The sequence below is a fragment of the Methylobacterium sp. Leaf91 genome, from assembly GCF_001422815.1.
Lineage (GTDB): Bacteria > Pseudomonadota > Alphaproteobacteria > Rhizobiales > Beijerinckiaceae > Methylobacterium.
Genome location: NZ_LMMP01000005.1, coordinates 125,879 through 149,186 on the forward strand (window position 1 = coordinate 125,879; position 23,308 = coordinate 149,186).

At 67.9% G+C, this 23,308-nt stretch carries 20 protein-coding genes; 15 read left to right on the forward strand and 5 right to left on the reverse strand.

From position 1 onward, the window contains the following. The first annotated feature begins 11 nt into the window (after positions 1-11). On the forward strand, positions 12-929 hold the full coding sequence (gene bchO / locus ASF32_RS06765) for an alpha/beta fold hydrolase BchO (RefSeq protein ID WP_056425299.1): 918 nt from the start codon (positions 12-14) through the stop codon (positions 927-929). Positions 930-1,089: 160 nt separating this feature from the next. Here bchO and ASF32_RS06770 read toward each other — a convergent pair whose 3' ends face one another. Then, positions 1,090-1,959 (reverse strand): amino acid ABC transporter substrate-binding protein, encoded by an 870-nt coding sequence (locus ASF32_RS06770; RefSeq protein WP_056425497.1) that lies wholly within the window; start codon positions 1,957-1,959, stop codon positions 1,090-1,092. Positions 1,960-2,336: 377 nt separating this feature from the next. Here ASF32_RS06770 and ASF32_RS06775 point away from each other — a divergent pair, with 377 nt between their 5' ends. The 3 genes from ASF32_RS06775 to ASF32_RS06785 all read left to right on the forward strand — a co-directional run bounded on the left by ASF32_RS06775 (position 2,337) and on the right by ASF32_RS06785 (position 5,123). Next, a complete protein-coding gene (locus ASF32_RS06775) occupies positions 2,337-3,464 on the forward strand; it encodes a threonine synthase (protein ID WP_056425302.1) in 1,128 nt (375 codons plus the stop codon). Positions 3,465-3,531: 67 nt separating this feature from the next. Next, complete coding sequence (locus ASF32_RS06780) at positions 3,532-4,152, forward strand: helix-turn-helix transcriptional regulator (protein ID WP_244477990.1); 621 nt, start codon at positions 3,532-3,534, stop codon at positions 4,150-4,152. Continuing rightward, positions 4,152-5,123, forward strand: coding sequence for an ornithine cyclodeaminase family protein (locus tag ASF32_RS06785; protein WP_056425308.1), 972 nt, complete (start codon positions 4,152-4,154; stop codon positions 5,121-5,123). The genes ASF32_RS06780 and ASF32_RS06785 overlap by 1 nt, the downstream gene beginning before the upstream one ends. A 99-nt stretch (positions 5,124-5,222) precedes the next feature. Here the strand turns inward: ASF32_RS06785 and ASF32_RS06790 are convergent, their stop codons facing one another. Continuing rightward, on the reverse strand, positions 5,223-6,488 hold the full coding sequence (locus tag ASF32_RS06790; protein ID WP_056425312.1) for a cytochrome P450: 1,266 nt from the start codon (positions 6,486-6,488) through the stop codon (positions 5,223-5,225). A 276-nt stretch (positions 6,489-6,764) separates the two neighbouring features. Here ASF32_RS06790 and ASF32_RS06795 point away from each other — a divergent pair, with 276 nt between their 5' ends. The 4 genes from ASF32_RS06795 (at position 6,765) to ASF32_RS25890 (ending at position 9,948) form a co-directional block, all read left to right on the forward strand. Beyond that, positions 6,765-7,028: a general stress protein gene (locus ASF32_RS06795; protein WP_056425314.1), complete on the forward strand. Its 264-nt coding sequence runs from the start codon at positions 6,765-6,767 to the stop codon at positions 7,026-7,028. Between the two features lie 157 nt (positions 7,029-7,185). Next, complete coding sequence (locus ASF32_RS06800) at positions 7,186-8,715, forward strand: phytoene desaturase (protein WP_056425317.1); 1,530 nt, start codon at positions 7,186-7,188, stop codon at positions 8,713-8,715. After that, complete coding sequence (locus tag ASF32_RS06805) at positions 8,696-9,799, forward strand: phytoene/squalene synthase family protein (protein ID WP_056425321.1); 1,104 nt, start codon at positions 8,696-8,698, stop codon at positions 9,797-9,799. The genes ASF32_RS06800 and ASF32_RS06805 overlap by 20 nt, the downstream gene beginning before the upstream one ends. Then, the gene (locus ASF32_RS25890; RefSeq protein WP_018043277.1) at positions 9,796-9,948 is read left to right on the forward strand and encodes a hypothetical protein; all 153 of its coding nucleotides are present in this window, start codon (positions 9,796-9,798) and stop codon (positions 9,946-9,948) included. Before ASF32_RS06805 ends, ASF32_RS25890 begins: the two co-directional genes overlap by 4 nt. Before the next feature lie 657 nt (positions 9,949-10,605). Here ASF32_RS25890 and ASF32_RS06815 read toward each other — a convergent pair. Continuing rightward, the gene (locus ASF32_RS06815; RefSeq protein WP_056425326.1) at positions 10,606-11,484 is read right to left on the reverse strand and encodes an SDR family oxidoreductase; all 879 of its coding nucleotides are present in this window, start codon (positions 11,482-11,484) and stop codon (positions 10,606-10,608) included. 76 nt (positions 11,485-11,560) lie between these two features. Here ASF32_RS06815 and ASF32_RS06820 point away from each other — a divergent pair, with 76 nt between their 5' ends. Then, a complete protein-coding gene (locus ASF32_RS06820) occupies positions 11,561-11,989 on the forward strand; it encodes a helix-turn-helix domain-containing protein (RefSeq protein ID WP_056425328.1) in 429 nt (142 codons plus the stop codon). A gap of 1,444 nt (positions 11,990-13,433) precedes the next feature. Here the strand turns inward: ASF32_RS06820 and ASF32_RS06825 are convergent. Together ASF32_RS06825 and crtD are read right to left on the reverse strand one after the other, a co-directional pair. After that, positions 13,434-14,333: a carotenoid 1,2-hydratase gene (locus ASF32_RS06825; RefSeq protein ID WP_200919061.1), complete on the reverse strand. Its 900-nt coding sequence runs from the start codon at positions 14,331-14,333 to the stop codon at positions 13,434-13,436. Continuing rightward, on the reverse strand, positions 14,291-15,841 hold the full coding sequence (crtD, locus tag ASF32_RS06830; protein WP_056425333.1) for a 1-hydroxycarotenoid 3,4-desaturase CrtD: 1,551 nt from the start codon (positions 15,839-15,841) through the stop codon (positions 14,291-14,293). The genes ASF32_RS06825 and crtD overlap by 43 nt, the downstream gene beginning before the upstream one ends. 86 nt (positions 15,842-15,927) lie before the next feature. On the opposite strand from crtD, the gene ASF32_RS06835 reads away from it, so the two are divergent. The 6 genes from ASF32_RS06835 to bchZ all read left to right on the forward strand — a co-directional run bounded on the left by ASF32_RS06835 (position 15,928) and on the right by bchZ (position 23,257). Continuing rightward, the gene (locus ASF32_RS06835) at positions 15,928-16,797 is read left to right on the forward strand and encodes a polyprenyl synthetase family protein (protein ID WP_056425336.1); all 870 of its coding nucleotides are present in this window, start codon (positions 15,928-15,930) and stop codon (positions 16,795-16,797) included. A 237-nt stretch (positions 16,798-17,034) separates the two neighbouring features. Beyond that, a complete protein-coding gene (locus ASF32_RS06840) occupies positions 17,035-18,189 on the forward strand; it encodes a methyltransferase (protein WP_056425338.1) in 1,155 nt (384 codons plus the stop codon). Positions 18,190-18,289: 100 nt separating this feature from the next. Next, the gene (gene bchC, locus ASF32_RS06845) at positions 18,290-19,225 is read left to right on the forward strand and encodes a chlorophyll synthesis pathway protein BchC (protein ID WP_056425342.1); all 936 of its coding nucleotides are present in this window, start codon (positions 18,290-18,292) and stop codon (positions 19,223-19,225) included. Next, on the forward strand, positions 19,222-20,208 hold the full coding sequence (locus ASF32_RS06850; protein WP_056425345.1) for a chlorophyllide a reductase iron protein subunit X: 987 nt from the start codon (positions 19,222-19,224) through the stop codon (positions 20,206-20,208). The genes bchC and ASF32_RS06850 overlap by 4 nt, the downstream gene beginning before the upstream one ends. Positions 20,209-20,213: 5 nt before the next feature. After that, complete coding sequence (bchY, locus tag ASF32_RS06855) at positions 20,214-21,791, forward strand: chlorophyllide a reductase subunit Y (protein WP_056425348.1); 1,578 nt, start codon at positions 20,214-20,216, stop codon at positions 21,789-21,791. Continuing rightward, on the forward strand, positions 21,791-23,257 hold the full coding sequence (gene bchZ / locus ASF32_RS06860; protein WP_056425352.1) for a chlorophyllide a reductase subunit Z: 1,467 nt from the start codon (positions 21,791-21,793) through the stop codon (positions 23,255-23,257). The genes bchY and bchZ overlap by 1 nt, the downstream gene beginning before the upstream one ends. Positions 23,258-23,308 lie beyond the last annotated feature (51 nt).

Genomic DNA, 23,308 nt, shown 5'->3' on the forward strand with positions numbered 1-23,308 from the left:
AGGGTTCCAGCATGCGCGCGCCCGCCGAACGACCCCGCTGGGAGAGCGAGGGCGCCGACTGGCCGCATCGCGAGGCGAGCCGCTTCGTCACGGCCTCCGGCCTCAACTGGCACGTGCAGGAGATGGGGGCGGACGGGGCCCCGACCGTGCTGCTGCTCCACGGCACGGGGGCCGCCACCCATTCCTGGCGCGGGCTGATGCCGCTCCTGGCGACGCGGTTCCGAATCGTCGCCCCGGACCTGCCGGGCCACGGCTTCACCGACCCGCTCCCCGCCGCAAGACTCTCCCTGCCGGGGATGGCGAGCGCCCTGGGCGACCTCCTCGACAGTCTCGACCTCCGCCCGACCCTCGTCGTCGGCCATTCGGCAGGGGCGGCGCTCTTGGTCCGGCTCTGCCTCGACGGGCGGATCGCGCCCGATCTCCTGGTGGCGCTCAACGGCGCGCTCACCCCGTTTCCCGGCCTCGCCTCGGTGCTGTTCCCCAGCATGGCGCGGCTGCTCTTCCTCAACCCGGTGACCCCCAAACTCTTCGCCTGGACCGCCGACCGCCCGGCGGTGGAGCGCCTGATTCGCGGCACCGGCTCGCGCCTCGACCCGCAGGGGCTCGATCTTTACCGACGCCTGTTCCGCACACCGGGCCACGTGGCCGGGGCGCTCGGCATGATGGCGAACTGGGACCTCGCCACCCTCGACCGCGCCATCCCCCGCCTCGCCACCCCGACGCTCCTCGTGGTCGGCAGCGAAGACAAGGCCATCTCCCCCGACACCGCTTTCGCCCTGAAGAAGCGCCTGCCCCACGCCCGCGTGGAGTTGCTGCGCGGCCTCGGCCACCTCGCGCATGAGGAAGCGCCGGAGAAGGTGGCGGAGGTGATTTTTGGGGCGATGGATTTGGCGGTGGGGGAGGGGGCCGGGGTTACCGCATCGCCGTGACGATGGGTTGGTGGTGTCTCATCGCGAAACTTAGCCATGAGGTCTGCATGGGGTGAACTTTTGCCATTCCGGTTATGGCTTATCGATCATAAAACACACGACGTGGATCCGAAATGACGCCCGTCAAGACGTAATTTTTCTTGATTGACTCTAGGAGAGATCAGTAGGCTGCCGGATCGCTACTATCGATCGGTTTGGCAAACTGCTTTAGCATCGCTTCACTCATCGGCAGCTTCATATTAATGCCGCGCGGCGGGATCGGCTGCATGAACCACGTGTTGTAAAGCGCTTTGCCTTCGGCGCTCATGTAGAGTGTGCGCGTGGCGTTATCGACAACTCGCTTGAAGTCCGGGTCATCTTTACGAAGGATGATGCCGTAGGGCTCGGGCTTCGACAGTGTCTCCGAGGAAATCTCGTAGGCCTCGGGCGCCTTCGAGTTGGCGACGAACGAGGCAAGCAGCACATCATCCATGACGAAGGCGGCGGCGCGGCCGGTTTCGACCATGAGGAACGCTTCGGCGTGGTCCTTTGCCGGCAGGATCGTCAGGCCGAGATTACGCTGATTGTTGGCGTCGATGATCTGCAGGATATTCGAGCTACCGGAGGTCGAGACGACGGTCTTGCCCTTCAAGTCTTCAACGATGTGCAGGTTTGCCGACTTCTTCGAGACGAAGCGGGTCGCGGTCAGGAAGTGAGAATTGGTGAACGCGACCTGCTTCTGGCGGTCGATATTATTCGTGGTCGAACCGCATTCCAGATCGAGGGTGCCGTTGGCGATGAGGGGAATACGCGTCGACGGTGTTTCCGGGATCAGGCGCACGTCGAGTTTATCGAGTTTGAGGGCGACCTTCACCGCATCGACAATCTTGTAGCAGATGTCCATCGTATAACCGACCGGCTTCTGGTTACCGTCCAGATAGGAAAACGGGACTGAGGAGTCTCGGAATCCAAGCGCAATCACGCCAGTCTCATGGATCTTCTTGAGTGTCCCCGTCAGTTCGGCGGCACTGGCTCCACCCGCAACAAGCATCGTGAAGGCTGCAAACACTGCTGAGTAACACCTGCGCATCATGATCATCCAATGTTAGACAGGTGTCAGCTTCACCTGGCAGGCAATAAGCGCTGGAGCGAACCGGATAAGTGACGTGCAGTCAGTGACTTTCCGTCGCGATGATCCAAACCGCGTCATGCTGATATCTAGACACTTAGTCCAACAACAGACATTTCAACAAGTCGAAAAAGCAGGCGTCCCTGCCGCTTTTCCAGGCGCAGTGCACGACGTCGACGTGGGGCCATTCGGTCAGGCGTTGCGCCGGATTGTCAGCATGGATGGGCGGCGAAATTAGATGGACATAAAATCCATTACTGGACATAATATCCAGAATATAGCGCCAGCAAGGACCCGGAATGTCGCCCGCCAGCTACATCGATCCCCGCAACGGGACACTCTATCCGCTCGACGTGCCCCGGTGGTGCTCGGACGATCGTACGCCGCTGCTGGTCACCCCAGGTCGCGGCATATCCCGGGACGACGTGGAAAGCCGGACGCGCTCGCTATGGCGCTATCGGGCATCCCTTCCGATCGCCATCGCCGATCCCATCACGATGGGTGAGGGATGCACACCGCTGATTGAGCGGCCATGGGGCGACCTGCGTCCACTGTTCAAGCTGGAATGGTTCAATCCGACCGGAAGCTTCAAGGACCGTGGCTCGTCGGTGATGCTGTCCTTCCTCCGGCAGATTGGCGTCCGTGCCGTTCTGGAGGACAGTTCGGGCAACGGCGGCTCCTCCATTGCCGGCTTCGGTGCCGCCGGGGGCATGGGCGTGAAAATCCTGGCACCCGCCTCCACCTCACCGGCCAAGATCGCCCAGGTGCGTGCCTACGGCGCCGAGGTGCAGCTGGTCGAGGGACCGCGCGAGGAATCCGAAGCGGAAGCCATCCGGCAATCGGATCAGACCTTCTACGCCAGCCACAACTGGCAGGCCTTCTTCCTCGAAGGGACCAAGTCGCTGGCCTATGAACTGTGGGAAGACCTTGGCTTCAAGGCCCCCGACAACGTCATCATCCCCGTCGGCGCGGGCAGCAGCCTTCTCGGCTGCGCCTTCGGCTTCCGCGAGCTGCTGAAGGCCGGGCAGATCGCCAAGCTGCCGCGCCTATTCGTAGCCCAGCCGCTGAACTGCTCGCCGATCGACGCTCGTTTCCAGGCCGGCGTCGATACATTTGTGCCGCGCGAGGTGCACAAGACCATCGCGGAAGGCACAGCGATCAAAAATCCGCTGCGTATGCGTCAAATCATCGAAGCCCTCAGCGAGAGCGGTGGCGGCACCATCGCGCTGACCGAGGACGAGATCGTCGCGGCGCTACGCGGGCTTGCCCGCCAAGGCTTGTTCGTCGAGCCGACCTGCGCCAGTGCGGCAGCCGCTCTGGACAAACTGTCCAACGCGGGCACCATCACGTCGCGTGAAACCACGGTGGTGATCGTCACCGGCACCGGCCTGAAAGCCGCCGCGACCGTCGCCGATCTCGTGCAATAGAGCAGGACGTATTGTGAATAGGAAACAGGCGGATTCGGCACGGTTAGCATCCGCGAACAAAGAGGTCTTGTTCGCTCAGCTACAGCAGATCGCACAGGGCCTCGGCGAGACCTTTGCGCCGTTCTGTGAGGTCGTCGTGCATGACCTGACCGATCCGAAGAATGCGATCGTCGCCATTCACAACAACCTCTCCGGCCGTGAGGTCGGACAGCCGGCGACGGAACTCGGGCTCGCCCGCATCGCCGACCCGGACTATCCGCAGATCATCGCGAACTACGCCAATGCCTTTGCGGACGGACGGCAGGCCAAGAGCACATCGGTGGGAATCAAGGACGCGAGCGGGGCCTATGTGGCAGCGCTCTGCCTGAACGTCGACCTGACGTTGTTCCAGAGCCTGCAAAGTGCCATCGGCCAGTTCACTCATGTCGATGCGCTGAACGGCCCCGGGGAAACCCTCAACCCCGCCAATGCGGACGCCATCCGGGCACGCATCGACCTGTTTGCGGCCCAGCACGCGACGACCCCTCGGGCCCTCAAAACGGAGCAGCGCCGCATGCTGCTGCGAGAACTGAAAGATACCGGCTGCATGCAGGTGCGCCGCTCCTCGGAGGTCATCGCGGCGCATCTCGGTGTCTCCCGCGCTACCGTCTACGCCGACACCAAGCCACTCACGGACGCAGCCAAGTGATGCCCAGCGACGCCGAACTCCTTATCCTGTCCGGCCCGCAGGTCGAGCCACTGCTGCGGCCCGCCGATGTTCTTGCCGCAGTTCGCGAAGCCTTCATCCTGCACAGCGAGCGAAAGGGCCGTGTCTTTCCGCTGGTCCGTGAGCGCCTCGACACGGGCGGCGTATTCGGCATCAAATCGGGCGATGTGCAGGCGCAGGCCTTACTTGGCTTCAAAGCCGCCGGATTCTGGCCGGCGAACCGCTCGCTAGGCGGTGAGCCGCATCAGGCGACGGTGATGCTGTTCGATCCGGCCACAGGCCGGCCGACCTGCCTTATCGACGGCAACGCCATTACCACGACCCGAACGGGTGCGGCCGGTCTCCTAGGCTTACAGGAACTCGCTCGCCCCGGCAGCGCGAGCCTTTGCATCTTCGGGACCGGCGTTCAGGCACGTATTCAGCTGACGCTTGCCCTGGACCTTCTGCCGGCGACCCGCAAAGTTCGATATTTGACCTCGCGCGGCATGCCCGACGCAGGTTTTGAAGCGGTATTCTCCAAGCGGTGCGCGATACAGCATGTGATCGACGCCAATACTGCCGTTGCGGACAGCGATATCATTATTACCGCGACACCGGGGCGATCTGTCCTGTTCGCTGCCGATGCTGTGCGGCCAGGCACGCATATCAATGCGGTTGGAACGGACACCGTTGGCAAACGCGAGTTGCCGGAAGAACTGCTGGATCGTGCACGGGTGTTCACGGACGATCGCGAGCAATGCCGGACCATCGGTGAAGGTCAATGGTATGACGGCCTCGATGTCACGGAGATCGGCGACCTTCTGACCGGTCGGGTACAGTTTGCCCGAAGGACCGAGGACATCACCGTGTTCGACATGACCGGTATAGCGCTGCAGGATCTGACGGTTGCCCGCATGCTGCAGCAAAGCGCATGGAAGGGCGGTTATGGCACGCGCATGCCCTGGCCGTGGTGAGGCGCTGATCCGCTCGACGCGGGACTGCTACCGATACCGGCCCCACCCTCGCCACCGATCCCCTCCTGCTTGAGGAATACCGGCCGCCTCCCCGCATCCTCAAACAGCCCGCACCCCACGCAAAACACATCCGCTCCGGGGGCGGGCGGGGATGTAGGCGAGGTCGAGGGTGAGGTCCTGAGGGGGGAGTTCGTAGCGCATCGAGGTCGCCAGGAGGTGGGCGGCGGTGATGAGCAGGGTCTGCGTCAGGCCCTCGCCGGGGCAGCGGTGTCCGTCCGTGGCCGAGCCGCCGCCATGGGAGATCAGGTCGAACGGATCGATGGTCTCGGTGCGGAACCGGTCCGGGTCGAAGCGCTCCGGCGCGTGCCAGCGGCCCGGATCGTGGTTGGTGCCATAGAGGTCCATGAGCGCCCAATCGCCGGTCTCGAACGCATGGCCCCGCCACTCGAACGGCTCGCGGACCCGCCCGCCGATGAAGGGGATGAACGGATAGGCGCGGCGCACCTCCCAGGCGAAACGCTGGCGCGTGTCCGCGTCCGCCGCGCGGAGGGCCTCGGCCCAATGCGGGTTCTCGTGGAGCGCCATGGCGGCGAACACGACGTAGCGCGCATTCGCCACCGTGGGGCGCAGCAGGTTGATGAGCTCCACGCCGGCCGTCTTTCCATCGAGGAGGCGGCCCTCGGCGTCGCGATGGGTGGCGACCGTCCGGGCGGGTCCGGGCGGTGCCTCGCTTCGGCCGCTGCGGATCTCCTCGATCCGTGCCCGCGCCCAGCGTTCGGTGCGGGCGCGGAGGAGATGCCCCCGCCAATTGCGCGGGCCGATGGCGCCCGTGCCGTCGACCATGGCGGCGAACTCGGCCGTCCGCGCATCGACCTCGTCCGGGGCCAGCGGAAGACCGACCCAGTCGCACACCGCCTGCGTGATGACGCGGTGCGCCTCGTCGAGGAGCACCACGCTCTCCCTCGCCGCCCAGCGCGGCACGGCCCGGCGCCAATGCTCGCTGAACAGGTCGGCGAAGCGCCGGAGGGCGTCCTCCCCCACCAGCGACAGGAACATCGCTTTGCGGTGGCGATGGGCCTCGCCGTCCATCACCATCACGCTGCCATGGTCCTGGATCAGCGCGAAGGTGGTGGGCGGCAGCGCGTGGCGGCGGGTGAAGCGATAATGGTCGTAGAAGCATGACGCCGCCTCCCGGCCGGACAGGCAGACCACCGGACTGAGCATCAGCCGCGCCGCGAACAGATCCGATCCGTGGCGTCGGCAGCGGTTCGGGATGAAGGCATAGCCTTCCGAGAGCAGCGACAGGGTGCTGTCCGGCGCACGCTCCCGGGGAATCGCCGAGCGGTTTCGCCTGTGTCCGTTCATGGCCGACCTTTCTCGAAAACCTCGCGGAATGCCTCGTCCAAGCCGGGTCAACCTCCGCGAGGCCGCGCGGTTCACCCTCCGCCTTCAACCAAACGTAGAGCCCAGCCAGGCTATAGCGACCCTTTCTCCAAACAAACATAGGCATGAACCAGGTTAAAAACCTGGGTTAAACCGGATTTTATCCTTGTATAATCGCTTTTTAATCCCGCCTTTCTCGGAACCATGCTTTCGGTTGCTGGTTGATCGGGTCCACTCCCCAACGTAACGGAGGACAGCATGTCTCAATCCAACGACACGCAGGGCAAGTCGGAGCATCGCGGCGGTTCGGGCAACTTCGCCGAGGATCGTGAGCGCGCCTCGGAGGCCGGCTCGAAGGGCGGTCAGGCCAGCGGCGGCAACTTCGCCAACGACCCTCAGCGCGCCTCGGAAGCCGGCTCGAAGGGCGGCCAGGCCAGCGGCGGCAACTTCGCCAACGACCCTCAGCGCGCTTCGGAAGCGGGCAAGAAGGGCGGCGAAGCGAGCCACGGCGGCCGCGGCTAGGACGCACGCGACGCGTCGTGGGACCGGGGGGCGATGCCCCTCGGTCCCCGCGCGCGCGTCATCTGACAGCTGCCGGCACCTTTCCGTCGCGGGCGATCACGCTGCGTCGGTGAATCAGCGCTTGCGTCGGTGATTTTTCGGCTGATAGTGTCACCTTATGTTGACACTCAGCGATGTGCCGATGTCCTCGACCCGGCCGGCCAAACGCCCCCACGCGGTGGTGATCGGCAGCGGCTTCGGTGGGCTCGCCGCCGCCATCCGCCTCGGGGCGCGGGGCTACCGCGTCACGGTGCTGGAGCGGCTGGACCAGCCCGGCGGGCGGGCGCGGGTGCATCGCCAGGACGGCTTCACCTTCGATGCCGGGCCGACCATCGTCACCGCGCCCTTCCTGTTCGAGGAACTCTGGACCCTGTGCGGGCGGCGCATGGAGGACGACGTCGTCCTCGCGCCGATGCTGCCGTTCTACCGCATCCGTTTCGAGGACGGTGCGACCTTCGATTACAGCGGCGATCTCGACGCCATGCGCGAAGAGGTGGCGCGGTTCTCGCCCGGGGATGTCGCCGGCTACGAGCGCTTCATGGAGCGCTCGCGGGCGATCTGCGAGGTCGGGTTCGAGCGGCTCGGCCACGTGCCGTTCGGCTCGGTGGCCGACATGCTGCGGATCATGCCCGATCTGGTGCGTCTCGGCGGGCACCGCAGCGTCTACGACGTGGTGGCGAGCCACATCCGTGACGAGCGCCTGCGGACGATCTTCAGCTTCCACCCGCTCCTCATCGGCGGCAGCCCGTTCCGGGCGAGCGCGATCTACTGCCTCATCGCCCATCTCGAACGGCGCTGGGGCGTGCATTTCGCGCTCGGCGGCACCGGCCGCCTGGTGGACGGGCTGGCCGGGCTGATCCGGGGGCAGGGCGGGTCGCTCCGCTGCGGCGCGGAGGTGTCGCGCATCCTGGTGGAGAACGGGGCCGCCACCGGGGTCGCCCTGGCTTCGGGCGAGCGCATCGCCGCCGACATCGTCGTCTCCAATGCCGATTCCGCCTTTACCCACCGCCAGCTGCTGCCGGAGGGCGTGAGGCGGCGCTGGACCGACCGCCGGCTCGACCGGTCGCATTCCTCCATGGGCCTGTTCGTCTGGTATTTCGGCACGAACCGGACCTTCCCGGACATCGCTCACCACACCATCCTGATGGGGCCGCGCTATCGCGGGCTCATCGACGACATCTTCCGGCGCAAGGTCCTGTCGAAGGATTTCAGCCTCTACCTGCACCGCCCCACCGCCACCGATCCGCTGCTGGCGCCGCCGGGCTGCGATGCGTTCTACGTGCTCTCCCCGGTGCCCAACCTCGCCGGCGGCCAGGATTGGACGGTGGAGGCGGAGCCCTATCGCCGCGCCATCGAGCAGCATCTCGAGGCCACCGTGATGCCGGGCCTGTCGGAGAGCATCGTCACCTCGAAGGTGACGCATCCGGGGGATTTCGCGGCGGATTTCCTGAGCTTTCGCGGCTCGGGCTTCGGCCTCGAACCGGTGCTGACGCAATCGGCCTGGTTCCGGCCCCACAACGCCTCCGAGGACGTGGCGCGGCTCTACCTCGTGGGAGCCGGCACCCATCCCGGCGCCGGCCTGCCCGGCGTCCTCTCCTCCGCCCGAATTCTCGATACCGTGGTGCCGGATGCGCGCGTCTTCGCCTGACTTGTCCCGGCTTGACTATTCCCGGCCGCCCCTCTGGGCGATCCCCCATGCGGATGCGGCCGACCATGCCGCCTGCCGGGCGGCGATCCGCACCGGGTCGCGCAGCTTCTTTGCCGCCTCCGCCCTGCTGCCGCCCTCCATCCGCCGGCCGGCCTACGGGCTCTACGCCTTCTGCCGCCTCTCCGACGACGCAGTGGACGACGTGGCCGAGAGCGGGCGCCGCCCTGCCGTGGCGCGGCTGCGGATGCGCCTCGACCGCGCCTATGACGGACGCCCCTGCGACGCCCCGGCGGACCGGTCGCTGGCCGACATCGTCTCCGTCCACGCCATCCCCCAGGCTCTGCCCGCCGCTTTGATCGAGGGCCTCGCCTGGGACGCCGGCGGCCGCCGCTACGAGACGCTTGCCGACCTCACCGCCTATGCGGCGCGGGTGGCCGCGTCGGTCGGCGCGATGATGACCCTGGTCATGGGCGTGCGCGACCCCGACGTGCTGGCCCGCGCCTGCGACCTCGGCATCGCCATGCAATTCACCAACATCGCCCGCGATGTCGGCGAGGATGCGCGGGCCGGCCGGCTCTACCTGCCGCAATCCTGGCTGAGGGAGGAGGGGATCGACCCGGACGCGTTCCTCTGCGCACCCGCCTTCACGCCCGCCCTCGGCGGGATCATAGCGCGCCTCCTCGCAGCCGCCGAGCTTCTCTATGCGCGCTCGGAATCCGGCATCGCGGGCCTGCCCCCCGCCTGCCGCCCGGCGATCCGCGCGGCGCGGCTGATCTATGCCGAGATCGGCCGCGAGGTGGAGCGGGCCGGCTACGATTCGGTCTCCCGCCGCGCCCGCGTGGACGGGCGGCGGAAACTCACGCTCCTCGCCCGCGCCCTGGTCTCGACGGACGACCGAGCGGCCTTGCGCGAAACACCGCTGCCGGAAATCCTGTTCCTGATCGAGGCGGTGGCGGCGCTTCCGTCGATGGCCCCCCGGATTCCGCCCTGGTGGAACGTGCCGGCGCAGGTGGCGCAGGTGCTCGACCTGGTGGAGACCCTGCGCGAGCGTGAGGCGCTCGGCCGCGCGCCCGCCCCCTCGTGAGCGACCGGCTCTTCGCCGCCTTCGACATCGGCCTCGTCTTCGCCCTCGCGCTGGGGCTGGCCCTGTGGCAGCTCATCGTCGTCCGGCGCAGCATCGCCAAGGACCGCGACGCCGCCGCCCGCCGCCCCCCGGACGATCCCGCCGGCTGACCGCGTTCCTCTCGCCCTTTGGGGCTACCGGATTCACACATCCGCTCGACGGCCGTTCGCTCTCTCCAAGAGGTTTCGACTCGAGGCGCGACGGGCTCCCTCTCTTGGAAGGAGAGGGCTATCGCATATGCCAATTTGCTTGTCGGATACCCGCTGGCACCACCCCGTCATCCCGGGTCCGCGCAGCGGAGCCCGGGATCCAGAAGCACAAATGGTGCAGGACTTTACACTGTCAGCGGCTCTGGATTGCACGCCTCTGGCGCGGCCCTCCGGGTCCGGGCTCGCCTGTGGCGACCCGGAATGACGGCGTGGTGTCATATGCGATCGCCTTGCCTTCCAGGAGAGGGCACCCGCGCTTGCGAGAGACCAAATCAATCGACCGCGTGGATCGTCCGGAGATGGCATGATTCGAGGCTTGAGCCTCACCCGAGCGCGGCGGCGATGCTGGCGGACAATGGCGTCGTCGGGCGGCCGATGAGCGTCGAGATCAGGCGCGACGGGCTCCCTCTCCTGGAAGGAGAGGGCTGGGGTGAGGTGTGGTCCCCCTCCGGAAAGCTCACACACCTCACCCTGTCCCTCTCCTTCCAGGAGAGGGAACCCGCGCCCGCCCGAGACCGCATGGATCGTCCGGAGACGGCATGATCCGATGCGCCAGCCTCACCCCAGCGCGGTGGCGATGCTGGCGGACAATGGCGTCGTCGGGCGGCCGATGAGCGTCGAGAGCTGGCGGCCCTCGTCGAACAGGGCGCCGTGAGCGGCGTCCACATCCCACGCGGCGAGGGAATTGGCCAGGACGTCCGGCAGGCCGAAGCCCTTGAGCAGCGACGCATAGTCCGCCTGCGGCAGGTCCCGGTAGGGGATGTCGCGGCCCGTCTGGCGCGAGAGTTCGGCGGCGAGATCGGCCAGGGTGTAGGCCTCGTCCCCCGCCAGTTCGTAGGTCCACCCCTCATGGCCGTCGCCGGTCAGCACGAGGGCGGCGGCCTCGGCGAAGTCGGCCCGCGCAGCCGAGGCGATCCGGCCCTCGCCGGCGCTGCCGAGGAACGCGCCGCCGGCGAGCGCGCCGGGGATCGAGGCGGTGTAGTTCTCGGTGTACCAGCCGTTCCGCAGGATCGTCGCCGGCAGGCCCGAGCCCGCGATGGCGGCCTCCGTGGCGCGGTGCTCCCCGGCGAGGCTGAGCGGCGAGGTGTCGGCATGCAGGAGGCTGGTATAGACGAGCCGGCCGATCCCGGCCGCCTTCGCCGCCGCGATGACGGTCTCGTGCTGGGCGACGCGCTGGCCGATTTCGCTCGACGAGATCAGCAGCAGGCGCTCGATGCCCCGGAAGGCCTCGGCCAGGGTTTCGGGGCGCGCGTAATCGGCCACCCGCACTCCGACGCCCCGGTCTCGCAGGGCCTGGGCGGCCTCGCTCTCCAGGGATCGCACACCCGCCACGACGGCGCCGGCCGGCACCCGCTCCAGCAAAGCCGCGATGACGAGGCGCCCCAATTGACCGGAGGCGCCGGTGACGAAGATCGTCGGATGAGTGGTGTCGAACATGGCGGTCTTACCCAGGGTTCACTTTCGGTACAAGGGAACTAAGTGAGACCGCATCGGCTGTGAAGGAGGCAGGATTTTGGGACAAGGTGACGCCGAGGGAACCGCCCCCGCACCGGCTCAGGCCGAATTGGCGCGGACCTTCGCGGGCTGGCGGACGAGGGCGCTCGAGGCCTCCCGTTGTCCCGTCCGCAACGTGCTGGACCGGACCGGCGACAAGTGGTCGATCCTGATCCTCACCGCGCTGGCCGGCGGCCCGCACCGGTTCAGCGCGATCCTCCGGCTGATCCCCGACCTCTCGAAACGCATGCTGACCCAGACCCTGCGCGACCTCGAACGCGACGGCTACATCGCCCGCACGGTCTACCCGACCAAGCCGCCCAGCGTGGAGTATCGCCTGACCGCTCTCGGCGGCACGCTCATGGAGCCCCTGGCGGCCCTCGTCCGCTGGGCGGAGCGGAGCCATGCGGAGATCGAGGCGGCGCGGGTGCGGTTCGATGGGGGTTAGGTTGGGGGAGGAGGGGGTTGGCCGGAAGGGCGCGTATCTCGGCGGCTCGGTTCTCCCTCAGAGCCTGTTTGATGTATTTTTCCAAGACCTTACCTCATCCTGAGGTGCCGCGTAGCGGCCTCGAAGGAAGGCTCCAGGGATCGCGCGACCAATGGAGGGCTCCTTTGAGGCCCTTTGCTTGAGCAAAGGGCACCTCAGGATGAGGAGATCTGATTGGATCATCTATTTTGGCATGCCAATCCGATTATAAATCCGCTTAAATAGGCTTTATCGGCAACAAATAGGCCCACCTAAAGGCCAACGAAGGCCCCGAACGCCAAGTCATCGTTACCCTACTCCAGAGCGATGGCCGCCCTGATTACGATCGTTGCCGAGCGCAACGCCGAGAGCGTTACCCTGGCCGAACGGCACATCCCAGAAGACACCCAAGATCTATAATCTTATTCAGCGTTTCATCCGAAAGGGCTCAAAGCAAGGTCCGGCTCTTTAAGGGGCGGGGAAGATCCGACAGAGTACGGTTCCGATGCTATCGCATGGCACACTGGTGAATTGGGTAGACAGCGGTAGACGTCTAACGGATGGCCCCCCTACTCTGGGTCGGCTTCCGACGCTTCACAGACCCTGGGAAAGTCCGCTTCGCGACAATTTTATGGACGGTAACCTAAGACCGGCGCGGTTGGTAAGCTGTCATTGGTCAAACGAAAGGACCATGCAAACGATCTTTTGCGGGTTGATATCTGAAACGGATTTCCATCCGGGTCTCTACCGTCGCATAGCGTCAGATCATCGCCAGAGATGACTTTTCCCAAGTCGGACGCACCTCGTTTGAGAAGTGCAGCGCGGCTAGCCGCAACATCGGCGCTGTAGAACACGACTTTTGGGCCGCGAGTGCCAGGGCTGGGTTTGCCACGGTGTAACGCGATATTACATCCACCAGCTTTGAATTCTTGCCAACCTCCATCGCCGCCCGCAATTGGCTCTAAACCGAGTACCTCGCGATAAAAGCGGCTCATCGCTTCTACGTTCTCCGTAAAATATATGACCCGTTGGATTTCTAGATGCACGAAAGACTCCCGTGTTGATGGTCGCTGTAAGCCAGCCATCTGCAATTTTTTTTGCCAAGGGGGTCTGTCGCGGATTGTAAAGTTTCTGGGGCAGCGGATGTGCAACGTCCGCTTCAGGCCAAAAGGCCAGGGTCCGCTCACCACCCGATACAGACGTTTCGGGGCGGGTACCAAGCGTCAGCTTTTCACCACGAGCCATCAAGAGATGGGTTTGCCGCAATGAGCAATGCGGACATCACTTAACTCGATCTTTCTGTTTCATGGCTACCCTCGCGGTTTCGAAGCGAACATTTGCATTCCGTAGGTTCGAAAATCGATCCCGCTGAAGAGTGAGCTTCGCATTTTGAGGCCACCCCGACGCAGAAGCGTCACAGCCCCCATCACCCCGCCCGCCGCGGCATCCGGAACGGCAGCATGAACTGCACCAGCGGGTTGGCGAAGCGGGTGAGGGACAGGCTTTCGTGGACCGGGCGTACGGGTTCGCCGTCGAGGGTCGAGGCGAGGAGCGAGCGGGCGTAGAACGGCGTGTCCTCGAAGGTGCGGACGACGCTGGAGGACCCGTCGTCGCTGCGGGTGGTGCGGGGCATGCGCCAGAACCGCGTCGGCGGCAAAGCGGCGGGCAGGGGCGGGCGGATGTCGCGGCGGGTGCCGTCGGCGGTAAAGCGCAGGGAGAGGTTCTGGAGGCTGCCGTCGCGGCGGCGCACGTCGTAGAGGATCGCCGATCCGTCCTTCAGGTCGGCCCGGCACCAGGTCCAGTCGCGAAAATCCCGGCCCAAAGCGGTGTCGCCGTGGTTGGTGTCGAAATAGGCGGTGCCGCGCCAGGACAGGCTGGGGGCGTCGAGGGTCACCTCCACGGGGGAGGAGGGCGCCATCGGCCACCAGCGGTGCCGGCCCTCCGCGTCGAGGGTGAAGGTGTCCCGCGTGAAGCCGTTGGGGCGCAGGCGGATCGTGCCGCGCACCCGCGAGGGGATCGGCGCCGTCACCTCGTCGAGGGTGATGGTGAGGGTGGTGCCGTCCCAGGCGAGACCGCTCGGGCCGATCCGGATCTGCGACGCGTCCCGGCTCAAGGCATCCCGGCCGCGCTCGGTCATGCAGAAGCGGTTGGCGCGCTCCCCGTAGAGCACGACGTTCATGGTGCAGTGGTCGAACGGGTCGCGGCTCAGGTCCAGGGCGTAATAGGGCGAGAACACGCTGCCGATGAAGGCGATGATCGTGAGCCCCTGGCGCCCGTCCTCGCTCAGGGCGTCGACATACCACCAGACGTAACCGCCTTGGGCCACCGGCGTGTCGAAGCGCGGCCCGTCTGGGCGAGATCGGCCAGCAGGCTGTCCGCCGCGATCCGCCCCGATTGCGCCGCCATCGGCACCCCCGGCCCCGGATGGACGCTGCCCCCCGCGAGATACAGCCCCGGCAGCGCCGTCCTGGCCCCCGGACGCTTGAACGAGGCCATCCAGCCGTGCGAGGCCCGGCCGTAGAGGGCGCCCCCCGTCGCCGGAAACAGCCGCTCGAACCCCGCCGGATCGGTGGTCACCGTCCCGGGCGTCGCCTCGATCGTCAGCCCGCATTCCGTCAGCTTGCGACGTAGGTTGGTCTCGCATGTGGCGATCTCCGTGGGGGCGAGGGGGCGTTCCCGGCCGAGGGCCGGGGCGTTGACGAGGCAGAGCAGGCGCTCGGGTCGGTCGAGGGCCGAATCCTCGTCGGCGCGGTCCTGCGCGCAGACATAGATCGTGGGATCGTCGGGCAGCCGGCCGGCGCGGAGCTCCGCGAATTCGTTCGCGTAATCGCGCGAGAAGAACACGTTGTGCCGCACCAGCGGGAAGCCGGAAGTTTGGGCCCTGGCGCAGAGCGTCACCGCCGAGAGGGAGCGGGCGTTCGGCGGCACCGCCTCCACGGCCCGCGCCGCACGCACGCCGAACAGGCCCGCGCCGAGCGCCGCCGCATCGGCATTGGCGACCACGAGATCGGCCGCGATCCGCTCGCCATCGGCGAGGTCGACACCGACGATGCCGCGCCCGTTCTCCACCGCGATGGCGGCCACCTCGGCGCGATAGCGGATGCGGGCGCCGTTCTCCTGCGCCAGTTCGGCCATGGCGGCGGCGAGGCGACTGAGACCGCCCTCCACATGCCAGACGCCCTGGCTCTCCACATGCGCCACCAGCATCAGCGTCGCCGGGGCCTCGAAGGGCGATGAGCCGCAATAGGTGGCGTAGCGCCCGAACAATTGGCGCAGGCGGGGATCGCGAAAGTATTCGCCCAGCGCCCCCCACAGGGTGGTGAAGGGCTGGATGCGCAGCAACCCGCCGAGCCCCGACAGGCCGACGCGGCGGCCGAGATCGACCGGGCTCGGCCGCTCGCCCCGGATGAACGGCCCTTCCAGCGTGTCGTAGACCTCCGCCGCGCGGGCGCGAAAGCGGCGGTAGCCGTCCTCCTCGCGCGGCCCCGCAAAGGCCCGGATCGCCGCCGCCGATTCCTCGGGATCGGCGAACAGGTCGAGGCGCTGGTCCGCCCCCCAGGCATGGCGGGCGAGGATGGAGGCCGGGCGGAGCTCCACGCGATCCGACAGGTCGGCGCCGCATTCCGAAAAGATCTCCTCGAAGACCCAGCGCATGGTGAAGACGGTGGGGCCGGCCTCCACCCGCGCCCCGTCCGCCGCGACGCTGCGCATCTTGCCGCCGGGCGCGGCCGCGCGCTCCAGCACGGTGACGTCGAGCCCCGCATGGGCGAGGCGCAGGGCCGCCACCAGCCCGCCAATTCCCGCTCCGATCACCGCAACCCGCTGCGCCGTCACTGTGTCACCTGTTTCTGCCTTGACGAGTGTCAATAATATCTGACACTTTGCAATGGCAATACGAAAAGACACCAGGGAGTGGCGCCATGGATGCCAACCGCCGGATCGAGCAGGCTCTCGACGCTGCCGTCGCCCATGCGGAGGCGCCCGGCGCGCCGCCGCTCCTGGCGGAAGCCATCCGCTACGCGGTCTTTCCCGGCGGCCACCGCATTCGGCCCCGCCTCTGCCTTTCGGTGGCGAAAGCCTGCGGCGACGACGATCCGGCGGCCTCCGACGCGGCGGCGGCGGCGATCGAACTCCTTCACTGCGCCTCCCTGGTCCATGACGACCTGCCCTGTTTCGACGATGCGCCGATGCGGCGGCAGAAACCCTCGGTCCATGCCGCTTTCGGCGAGCCCCTGGCGGTGCTGACCGGGGATGCGCTCATCGTCTCGGCCTTTGAGACTTTGGCGCGGGGAGCTGCGCGCTCGCCGGCCCGGCTCGCCGCCCTCGTCGGCCTCGTCGCCCGCGCGGCCGGTTCGCCCAATGGTATCGCGGCCGGGCAGGCCTGGGAATCGGAGCGGCATGTGGGGCTCACCGAGTACCAGCAGGCCAAGACCGGCGCGCTGTTCGCGGCAGCCACCGTCACCGGCGCGGCGGCGGCAGGCGCCCAGGCGCTGCCGTGGCGGCTGCTGGGGGAATGCCTCGGCGAGGCCTATCAGGTCGCCGACGACCTGCGGGACGTGGCCTGCCGCCAGGAAGAGGTCGGCAAGCCGGTGGGCCGCGACGCCACGCTGGGCCGGCCCAACGCCGCCGCCCTGCTCGGCATGGCCGGGGCGCTCTCGCGGCTCAAGCGCCTCGTGCGGGAAGCCGTGGAGGTGATCCCGGCCTGCCCCGGTGCCGATCAACTCCGCGCCGAGATCGAAGCGCAGACGCGCCTGTTCCTGCCGGCGAGCCTCGCGCGGGAATTGGCGTGAGCGGGGCTTGCCCCGATGTTGCGGGCCGATTCCGCGCCTGACGCGACGCCGATCATGAACCCTCCCCCCTCTGCGGGGGAGGGTGCCTGCGGAGCAGGCGGGAGAGGGGGCGACCTCTCCGGAGATGGCGCTCCCCTCTCCCGACCCTCGCTCACGCGAGGGCCACCCTCCCCCACACCAAGTCGGGCCTGCCCGACTTGGTCAGTCAGAGACGGATCTCGGGCAAGCCCGAGATCCGTGGGGGGAGGGCGACAGCGCGCCCTGCCTTGGCGCGAGCGCTGGCTCGCCTTCCGCAACCGCACCATCGCCAATCCGGCCTTCCAGCGCTGGGCCGCCGCCTTCCCCCTCACGCGGGGGATCGCGCGGCGCAACACCCGCGCGTTGTTCGATCTCTGCGCCGGCTTCGTCTATTCGCAGACCCTGTTCGCCTGCATCAGGCTCGACCTGTTCGCCATCCTCGCCCCCGGCCCGCTCGGGCTCGAGGCCCTGGCCGAGCGGACCTGCCTGAGGCCGGAGCGGGCTTTGCGCCTGCTGGACGCCGCCACCTCGCTTGATCTGCTGCGGCGCCTGCCCGACGGGCGCTTCGCCCTGGCCGATCTCGGCGCGGCGCTGATCGGCAACCCGTCCATCGCCGCGATGATCGAGCATCATGCACTCCTCTACGAGGATCTGCGCGACCCGGTGGCGCTCCTGCGCGGGGAGGGGGCCACGAGCCGCCTCGCCGCCTACTGGCCCTATGCGGGCGCGGCCGGCGACACGGCGATCCCGGCCGAGGCGGTGGCGGACTACTCGACGCTCATGGCCGCCTCCCAATCCCTCATCGCCGAGGACATCCTCGATGCCTATCCGATGCACCGGCACCGCCTGCTGATGGATGTGGGGGGCGGCGAGGGGGCTTTCCTCCGCACGGTCATGCGGGCGACGCCCGGCCTCGCCGTCCGGCTGTTCGACCTGCCGGCGGTGGCCGCCCGCGCCACGGAGCGTTTCGCGGCCGAGGGCCTGTCCCACCGCGCCGAGGCCCAGGGCGGCAATTTCCGCACCGCGCCCCTGCCGAAGGGCGCCGATGTCATTTCCCTCGTCCGGGTCGTCCACGACCATGACGACGACACCGTCCGCCTGCTCCTGCGCGCCGCCTACGAGGCGCTCGGCGATGGCGGCACGCTCCTGATCACCGAGCCGATGGCCGGGACGGCGGGGGCCGAGCCGGTCACCGACGCCTATTTCGGCTTCTACCTGCTGGCGATGGGAAGCGGCCGCTGCCGCCGCCCCGCCGAGCTGACCGCGCTCCTCCAGGAGGCCGGATTTCGCGACTGCCGCGAGATCCCGACCCGGCGCCCGCTCCTCACCCGCCTGCTGGTGTCCAGACGAATTGACACGCTGCAGCGTAAGTAAGGCTTGACGAATAAAAGTGTCAATCTAGGATGACACATCGAACGAGCGCCGCACCCGTCTCCATCGGGTCGAGGCAAGAGACAGGGGAGGGTCGACCACGATGCACGCGCTTGCCGTCCTCTTCGAACGCCCCGAACAGCTGTCGCTCGCCGAACTCGTCCTCGATGCTCCGGGCCCGGCCGACGCGGTGGTCGAGACCCTGTGGAGCGGCATCAGCACCGGCACCGAGCGCCTGCTCTGGACGGGCCGGATGCCGCCCTTCCCGGGCATGGGCTATCCGCTGGTCCCCGGCTACGAATCGGTGGGCGAGGTGGTGGAAGCCGGCCCCGCCTCCGGCCTCGCCGTCGGGCAGCGGGTCTTCGTGCCCGGCGCCCGCTGCTTCGGCCCGGTGCGCGGCCTGTTCGGCGGCGCGGCCTCGCGCCTGGTGAGCGACGGCACGCGCCTCGTTCCCATCGATGCGGATTTGCGCGAGCACGGGATCCTGATCGCCCTCGCGGCCACCGCCTACCATGCACTCCACGCGCGTCCCGAAGGCCGCTCGCTCATCGTCGGCCACGGCGTGCTCGGGCGGCTTCTCGCCCGCCTGACACGGATCGCCGGCGGCGAGCCGGTGGTGTGGGAAACGAACGCGATCCGGGCCACGGGCGCGCAGGGCTACGAGGTCCTGCATCCCGATGCGGACGAGACCCGCGATTACGGCTCCATCACCGATGTCAGCGGCGACGCCGCGATCCTCGACACGCTGATCGGGCGGCTCAGGCCCGGCGGCGAGATCGTGCTCGCCGGTTTCTACGAGGCGCCGCTCTCCTTCGCCTTCCCACCCGCCTTCCTGCGCGAGGCCCGCATCCGCGTCGCCGCCCAGTGGCGGCCGGACGATCTCGCCGCGGTCCTGACCCTGATCGAAGGGGGGCGTCTCTCCCTCGACGGCCTGATCACCCATCGCGAAACGGCGGCGCACGCGCCGTCCGCCTATCGCACGGCGTTCGGTGAGCCCGAATGCCTGAAGATGATCCTCGATTGGAGAGCCGCTTCATGAACATGCAGCTGAACGGAGCCGCACTCCTGCGCGCCGAAGCCGCCATCGAGCCGGATGCGGCCCCCGTCTCCGCCACCAAGGAGACGCAGATCATCGCGATCTACGGCAAGGGCGGCATCGGCAAGTCGTTCACGCTGGCCAATCTCAGCTACATGATGGCCCAGCAGGGCAAGAAGGTCCTGCTCATCGGCTGCGACCCGAAGAGCGACACGACGTCCCTGCTCTTCGGCGGTCGCGCCTGCCCGACCATCATCGAAACCTCCACCAAGAAGAAACTCGCCGGCGAGCAGGTCGCCATCGGCGATGTCTGCTTCAAGCGCGACGGCGTCTACGCCATGGAGCTCGGCGGCCCGGAAGTCGGGCGCGGCTGCGGCGGACGCGGCATCATCCACGGTTTCGAACTGCTGGAGAAGCTCGGCTTCCACGAATGGGGCTTCGACTACGTCCTGCTCGACTTCCTCGGCGACGTGGTCTGCGGCGGCTTCGGCCTGCCGATCGCCCGCGACATGTGCCAGAAGGTCATCGTCGTCGGCTCGAACGATCTTCAATCGTTGTATGTGGCCAACAACGTCTGCTCGGCGGTGGAATACTTCCGCAAGCTCGGCGGCAACGTGGGTGTGGGCGGCCTCGTCATCAACAAGGACGACGGCACCGGCGAGGCCCAGGCCTTCGCCGCCGCCGTGGGTATCCCGGTCCTGGCCTCGATCCCGGCCGATGACGACATCCGCAAGAAGAGCGCGAATTACGAGATCATCGGCCGGCCCGAGAGCCCATGGGGCTCGCTCTTCGCGGATCTGGCCCAGAACGTCCACGACGCCGCGGCCAACCACCCGACGCCGCTCTCCCAGGACGGGCTGCTCGGCCTGTTCAAGGGCGAGGCCGTGGGCCGGGGCGTCACCCTGGTCCCCGCCACCTTCGAGGATATGTGCGGCACGGTTCAGGTCGTGAAGCCGTCCCTCGAAGTCGTCTACGACGAGGTCTGACGCGCATGGCCGTCTCCCTCGACATCTCTGATCTACGTGCGCGTCAAGAGCGCCCCGCCTCGACCCTGGCTCCCGCCGCACTCCCTGCGGAGGCGGTGAACCTCGCCGCCACCCAGTCCGACGGGCTCGGCTGCCATTCCGGCAAGGACGCGATGCGGGCGGCCGCCGAAGCCGCCGGGATGTCGGAGACGCTGGAGCAACTCCGAAAGGACTACCCGCAGGGGCCGCACGACCAGCCCCAGAGCATGTGCCCGGCCTTTGGCTCCTTGCGCGTCGGCCTGCGCATGCGCCGCACGGCGACGATCCTGTCGGGCTCGGCCTGCTGCGTCTACGGGCTCACCTTCACGTCGCATTTCTACGGGGCCAAGCGCAGCGTCGGATACGTACCGTTCAATTCCGAGACCCTGGTCACCGGCAAGCTGTTCGAGGATATCCGCGAGGCGGTGTTCGAGACGGCGAGACCCGCCGATTACGACGCAATCGTCGTCATCAACCTCTGCGTCCCCACCGCCTCCGGCGTGCCGCTGCGTCTTCTCCCGAAAGAGATCGACGGGGTCCGCATCATCGGCATCGACGTGCCGGGCTTCGGCGTGCCGACCCATGCGGAAGCCAAGGACGTGCTCGCCGGGGCCATGCTGAAATTCGCCCGCTCCGAGGCCGAGCAGGGTCCGGTCCAGGCCCCGCGCCTCGGTCGCTCCGAGCGCCCCAGCGTGACGCTGCTCGGCGAGATGTTCCCGGCCGACCCGGTGGTGATCGGCGGCCTGCTCGAGCCGCTGGGCCTCAGCGCCGGCCCCGTGGTGCCGACCCGCGAATGGCGCGAACTCTACGCGGCGCTCGACTGCGCGGCGGTGGCGGCGATCCACCCGTTCTACACCGCCTCGATCCGCGAATTCGAACTCGCCGGCCGCCCCATCGTCGGCTCCGCCCCCGTCGGCCATGACGGTACCGCCGATTGGCTCGACCGGATCGGCGAGGCCTGCGCCGTGCCGCGCGCCATCTTGGAGGCCGCCAAGAACCGGCTCCTCCCGATGATCCAGGGGGCGCTGGCCGCCGCGCCGATCAAGGGCCGGATCACGCTCTCGGGCTACGAGGGGTCTGAACTGCTGGTGGGCCGGCTCCTCATCGAGAGCGGCGCGGACCTGCGCTACGTCGGCACCGCCTGCCCGCGCACGCCCTATTCGGAGGCCGACCGCGACTGGCTGGAATCACGCGGCGTCATGGTGCGCTTCCGCGCCTCGCTGGAGGACGACCTCTCCGCCATGCGCGAGTTCCGCCCGGACCTCGCCATCGGCACCACGCCGGTGGTGCAGGCCGCCAAGGAGCGGGCGATCCCCGCCCTCTACTTCACCAACCTGATCTCGGCCCGCCCGCTCATGGGCGTCGCCGGCGCCGGGTCGCTCGCCAAGGTGATCAACACGGCCCTCGGCAACCGGCACCGGTTCGACGCCATGCGGGACTTCTTCGACGGGGTCGGCGAGGGCCATGCCGCCGGGATCTGGGAAGAGGTGCCGACAATCCGCCAGAACGTCGCCTCGGCGACGCGCGGAAAACCCTCTCACAACCCGATCGGGGAGATGGCCTGATGCTCGTCCTCGATCACGACCGGGCCGGCGGCTATTGGGGCGCCGTCTACGTCTTCACCGCCATCAAGGGGTTGCAGGTCGTCATCGACGGCCCCGTCGGCTGCGAGAACCTGCCGGTCACCTCGGTGCTCCACTACACCGACGCGCTGCCGCCGCACGAATTGCCCATCGTGGTCACCGGGCTCGCCGAGGAAGAGCTCGGCCGCCACGGCACCGAGGCCGCGATGAAGCGGGCCCATGCCACCCTCGATCCGGGCATGCCGAGCGTGGTCGTCACCGGCTCCATCGCCGAGATGATCGGCGGCGGCGTGACCCCGGAGGGCACCAACCTCCAGCGCTTCCTGCCGCGCACCATCGACGAGGATCAGTGGCAGACCGCCGACCGGGCGATGTCCTGGCTCTGGCAGGAATACGGCGCCCGGAAATTCGCCAAGAAGGGCATCCCGGCAAGGCCTCCTCGCAAGGAGGACGAGCGCCCCCGCGTCAACATCATCGGCCCGGCCTACGGCACCTTCAACATGCCCTCGGATCTGGCCGAGATCCGCCGCCTCGTGGAGGGGATCGGGGCCGAGGTGAACCTCGCCTTTCCCCTCGGCTCGCATCTCGCCGACGTGCCCAAACTCGTGAACGCGGATGCCAATATCTGCCTCTACCGCGAGTTCGGCCGCCTGCTCTGCGAAGCCCTGGAGCGGCCCTACCTGCAGGCGCCGATCGGGCTTCACGCCACCACCCGGTTCCTGCGCAAGCTCGGTGAGATCCTCGGCCTCGATCCGGAGCCCTTCATCGAGCGCGAGCGCCACACCACGATCAAGCCGGTCTGGGACCTGTGGCGCTCCGTGACCCAGGACTTCTTCGGCACCGCGAGCTTCGGCATCGTCGCCTCCGACACCTATGCGCGGGGCGTGCGCCGCTTCCTCGAAGACGAGATGGGCCTGCCCTGCACCTTCGCGATCTCGCGCCGGCCCGGCGCCAAGACCGACAACGCGGCGGTGCGGGACGCGATCAAGGCCAACCCGCCCCTCGTCCTGTTCGGCTCGTTCAACGAGCGCATGTACGCGGCCGAATGCGGTTCGCGGGCGGTGTTCGTGCCGGCCTCCTTCCCCGGCGCCATCATCCGCCGCCATACCGGCACGCCGTTCATGGGCTTCTCGGGCGCGACCTACCTCATCCAGGAGGTCTGCAACGCCCTGTTCGACATGCTCTTCCACATCCTGCCGCTCGCCCGCGACATGGACCGGGTCGAGGCGACGCCGGCCCGGATCCACCGCGAGCTGCCCTGGGACGAGGCCGCCCGCACCCTCCTCGACGACCTCGTCGAGGCCCATCCGGTGCTGGTGCGGATCTCGGTGGCCAAGCGCCTGCGCGACGCCGCCGAACGGGCGACCCGGAATGCCGGCCAGGACCGCGTCGGCCCGGCCGAGGTCGAGCGCGCGCATGCGGACCTCACCCTCGGAGCGGCGGCATGAGCGCCCCCGCCCCACACCCTCTTTCCGGCTGGAGCGGCGCGGCGCCGTTTC

Coding starts and splice junctions, on each gene's coding strand:
- ASF32_RS06800 (WP_056425317.1), top strand. CDS start 7,186: ATGTTGACACTCAGCGATGTGCCGATGTCCTCGACCCGGCCGGCCAAA.
- ASF32_RS06815 (WP_056425326.1), bottom strand. CDS start 11,484: ATGTTCGACACCACTCATCCGACGATCTTCGTCACCGGCGCCTCCGGT.
- ASF32_RS06790 (WP_056425312.1), bottom strand. CDS start 6,488: ATGAACGGACACAGGCGAAACCGCTCGGCGATTCCCCGGGAGCGTGCG.
- bchZ (WP_056425352.1), top strand. CDS start 21,791: ATGCTCGTCCTCGATCACGACCGGGCCGGCGGCTATTGGGGCGCCGTC.
- ASF32_RS06805 (WP_056425321.1), top strand. CDS start 8,696: ATGCGCGCGTCTTCGCCTGACTTGTCCCGGCTTGACTATTCCCGGCCG.
- bchC (WP_056425342.1), top strand. CDS start 18,290: ATGCACGCGCTTGCCGTCCTCTTCGAACGCCCCGAACAGCTGTCGCTC.
- ASF32_RS06850 (WP_056425345.1), top strand. CDS start 19,222: ATGAACATGCAGCTGAACGGAGCCGCACTCCTGCGCGCCGAAGCCGCC.
- ASF32_RS06835 (WP_056425336.1), top strand. CDS start 15,928: ATGGATGCCAACCGCCGGATCGAGCAGGCTCTCGACGCTGCCGTCGCC.
- ASF32_RS06775 (WP_056425302.1), top strand. CDS start 2,337: ATGTCGCCCGCCAGCTACATCGATCCCCGCAACGGGACACTCTATCCG.
- ASF32_RS06795 (WP_056425314.1), top strand. CDS start 6,765: ATGTCTCAATCCAACGACACGCAGGGCAAGTCGGAGCATCGCGGCGGT.
- bchY (WP_056425348.1), top strand. CDS start 20,214: ATGGCCGTCTCCCTCGACATCTCTGATCTACGTGCGCGTCAAGAGCGC.
- bchO (WP_056425299.1), top strand. CDS start 12: ATGCGCGCGCCCGCCGAACGACCCCGCTGGGAGAGCGAGGGCGCCGAC.
- ASF32_RS06785 (WP_056425308.1), top strand. CDS start 4,152: ATGCCCAGCGACGCCGAACTCCTTATCCTGTCCGGCCCGCAGGTCGAG.
- ASF32_RS06770 (WP_056425497.1), bottom strand. CDS start 1,959: ATGCTTGTTGCGGGTGGAGCCAGTGCCGCCGAACTGACGGGGACACTC.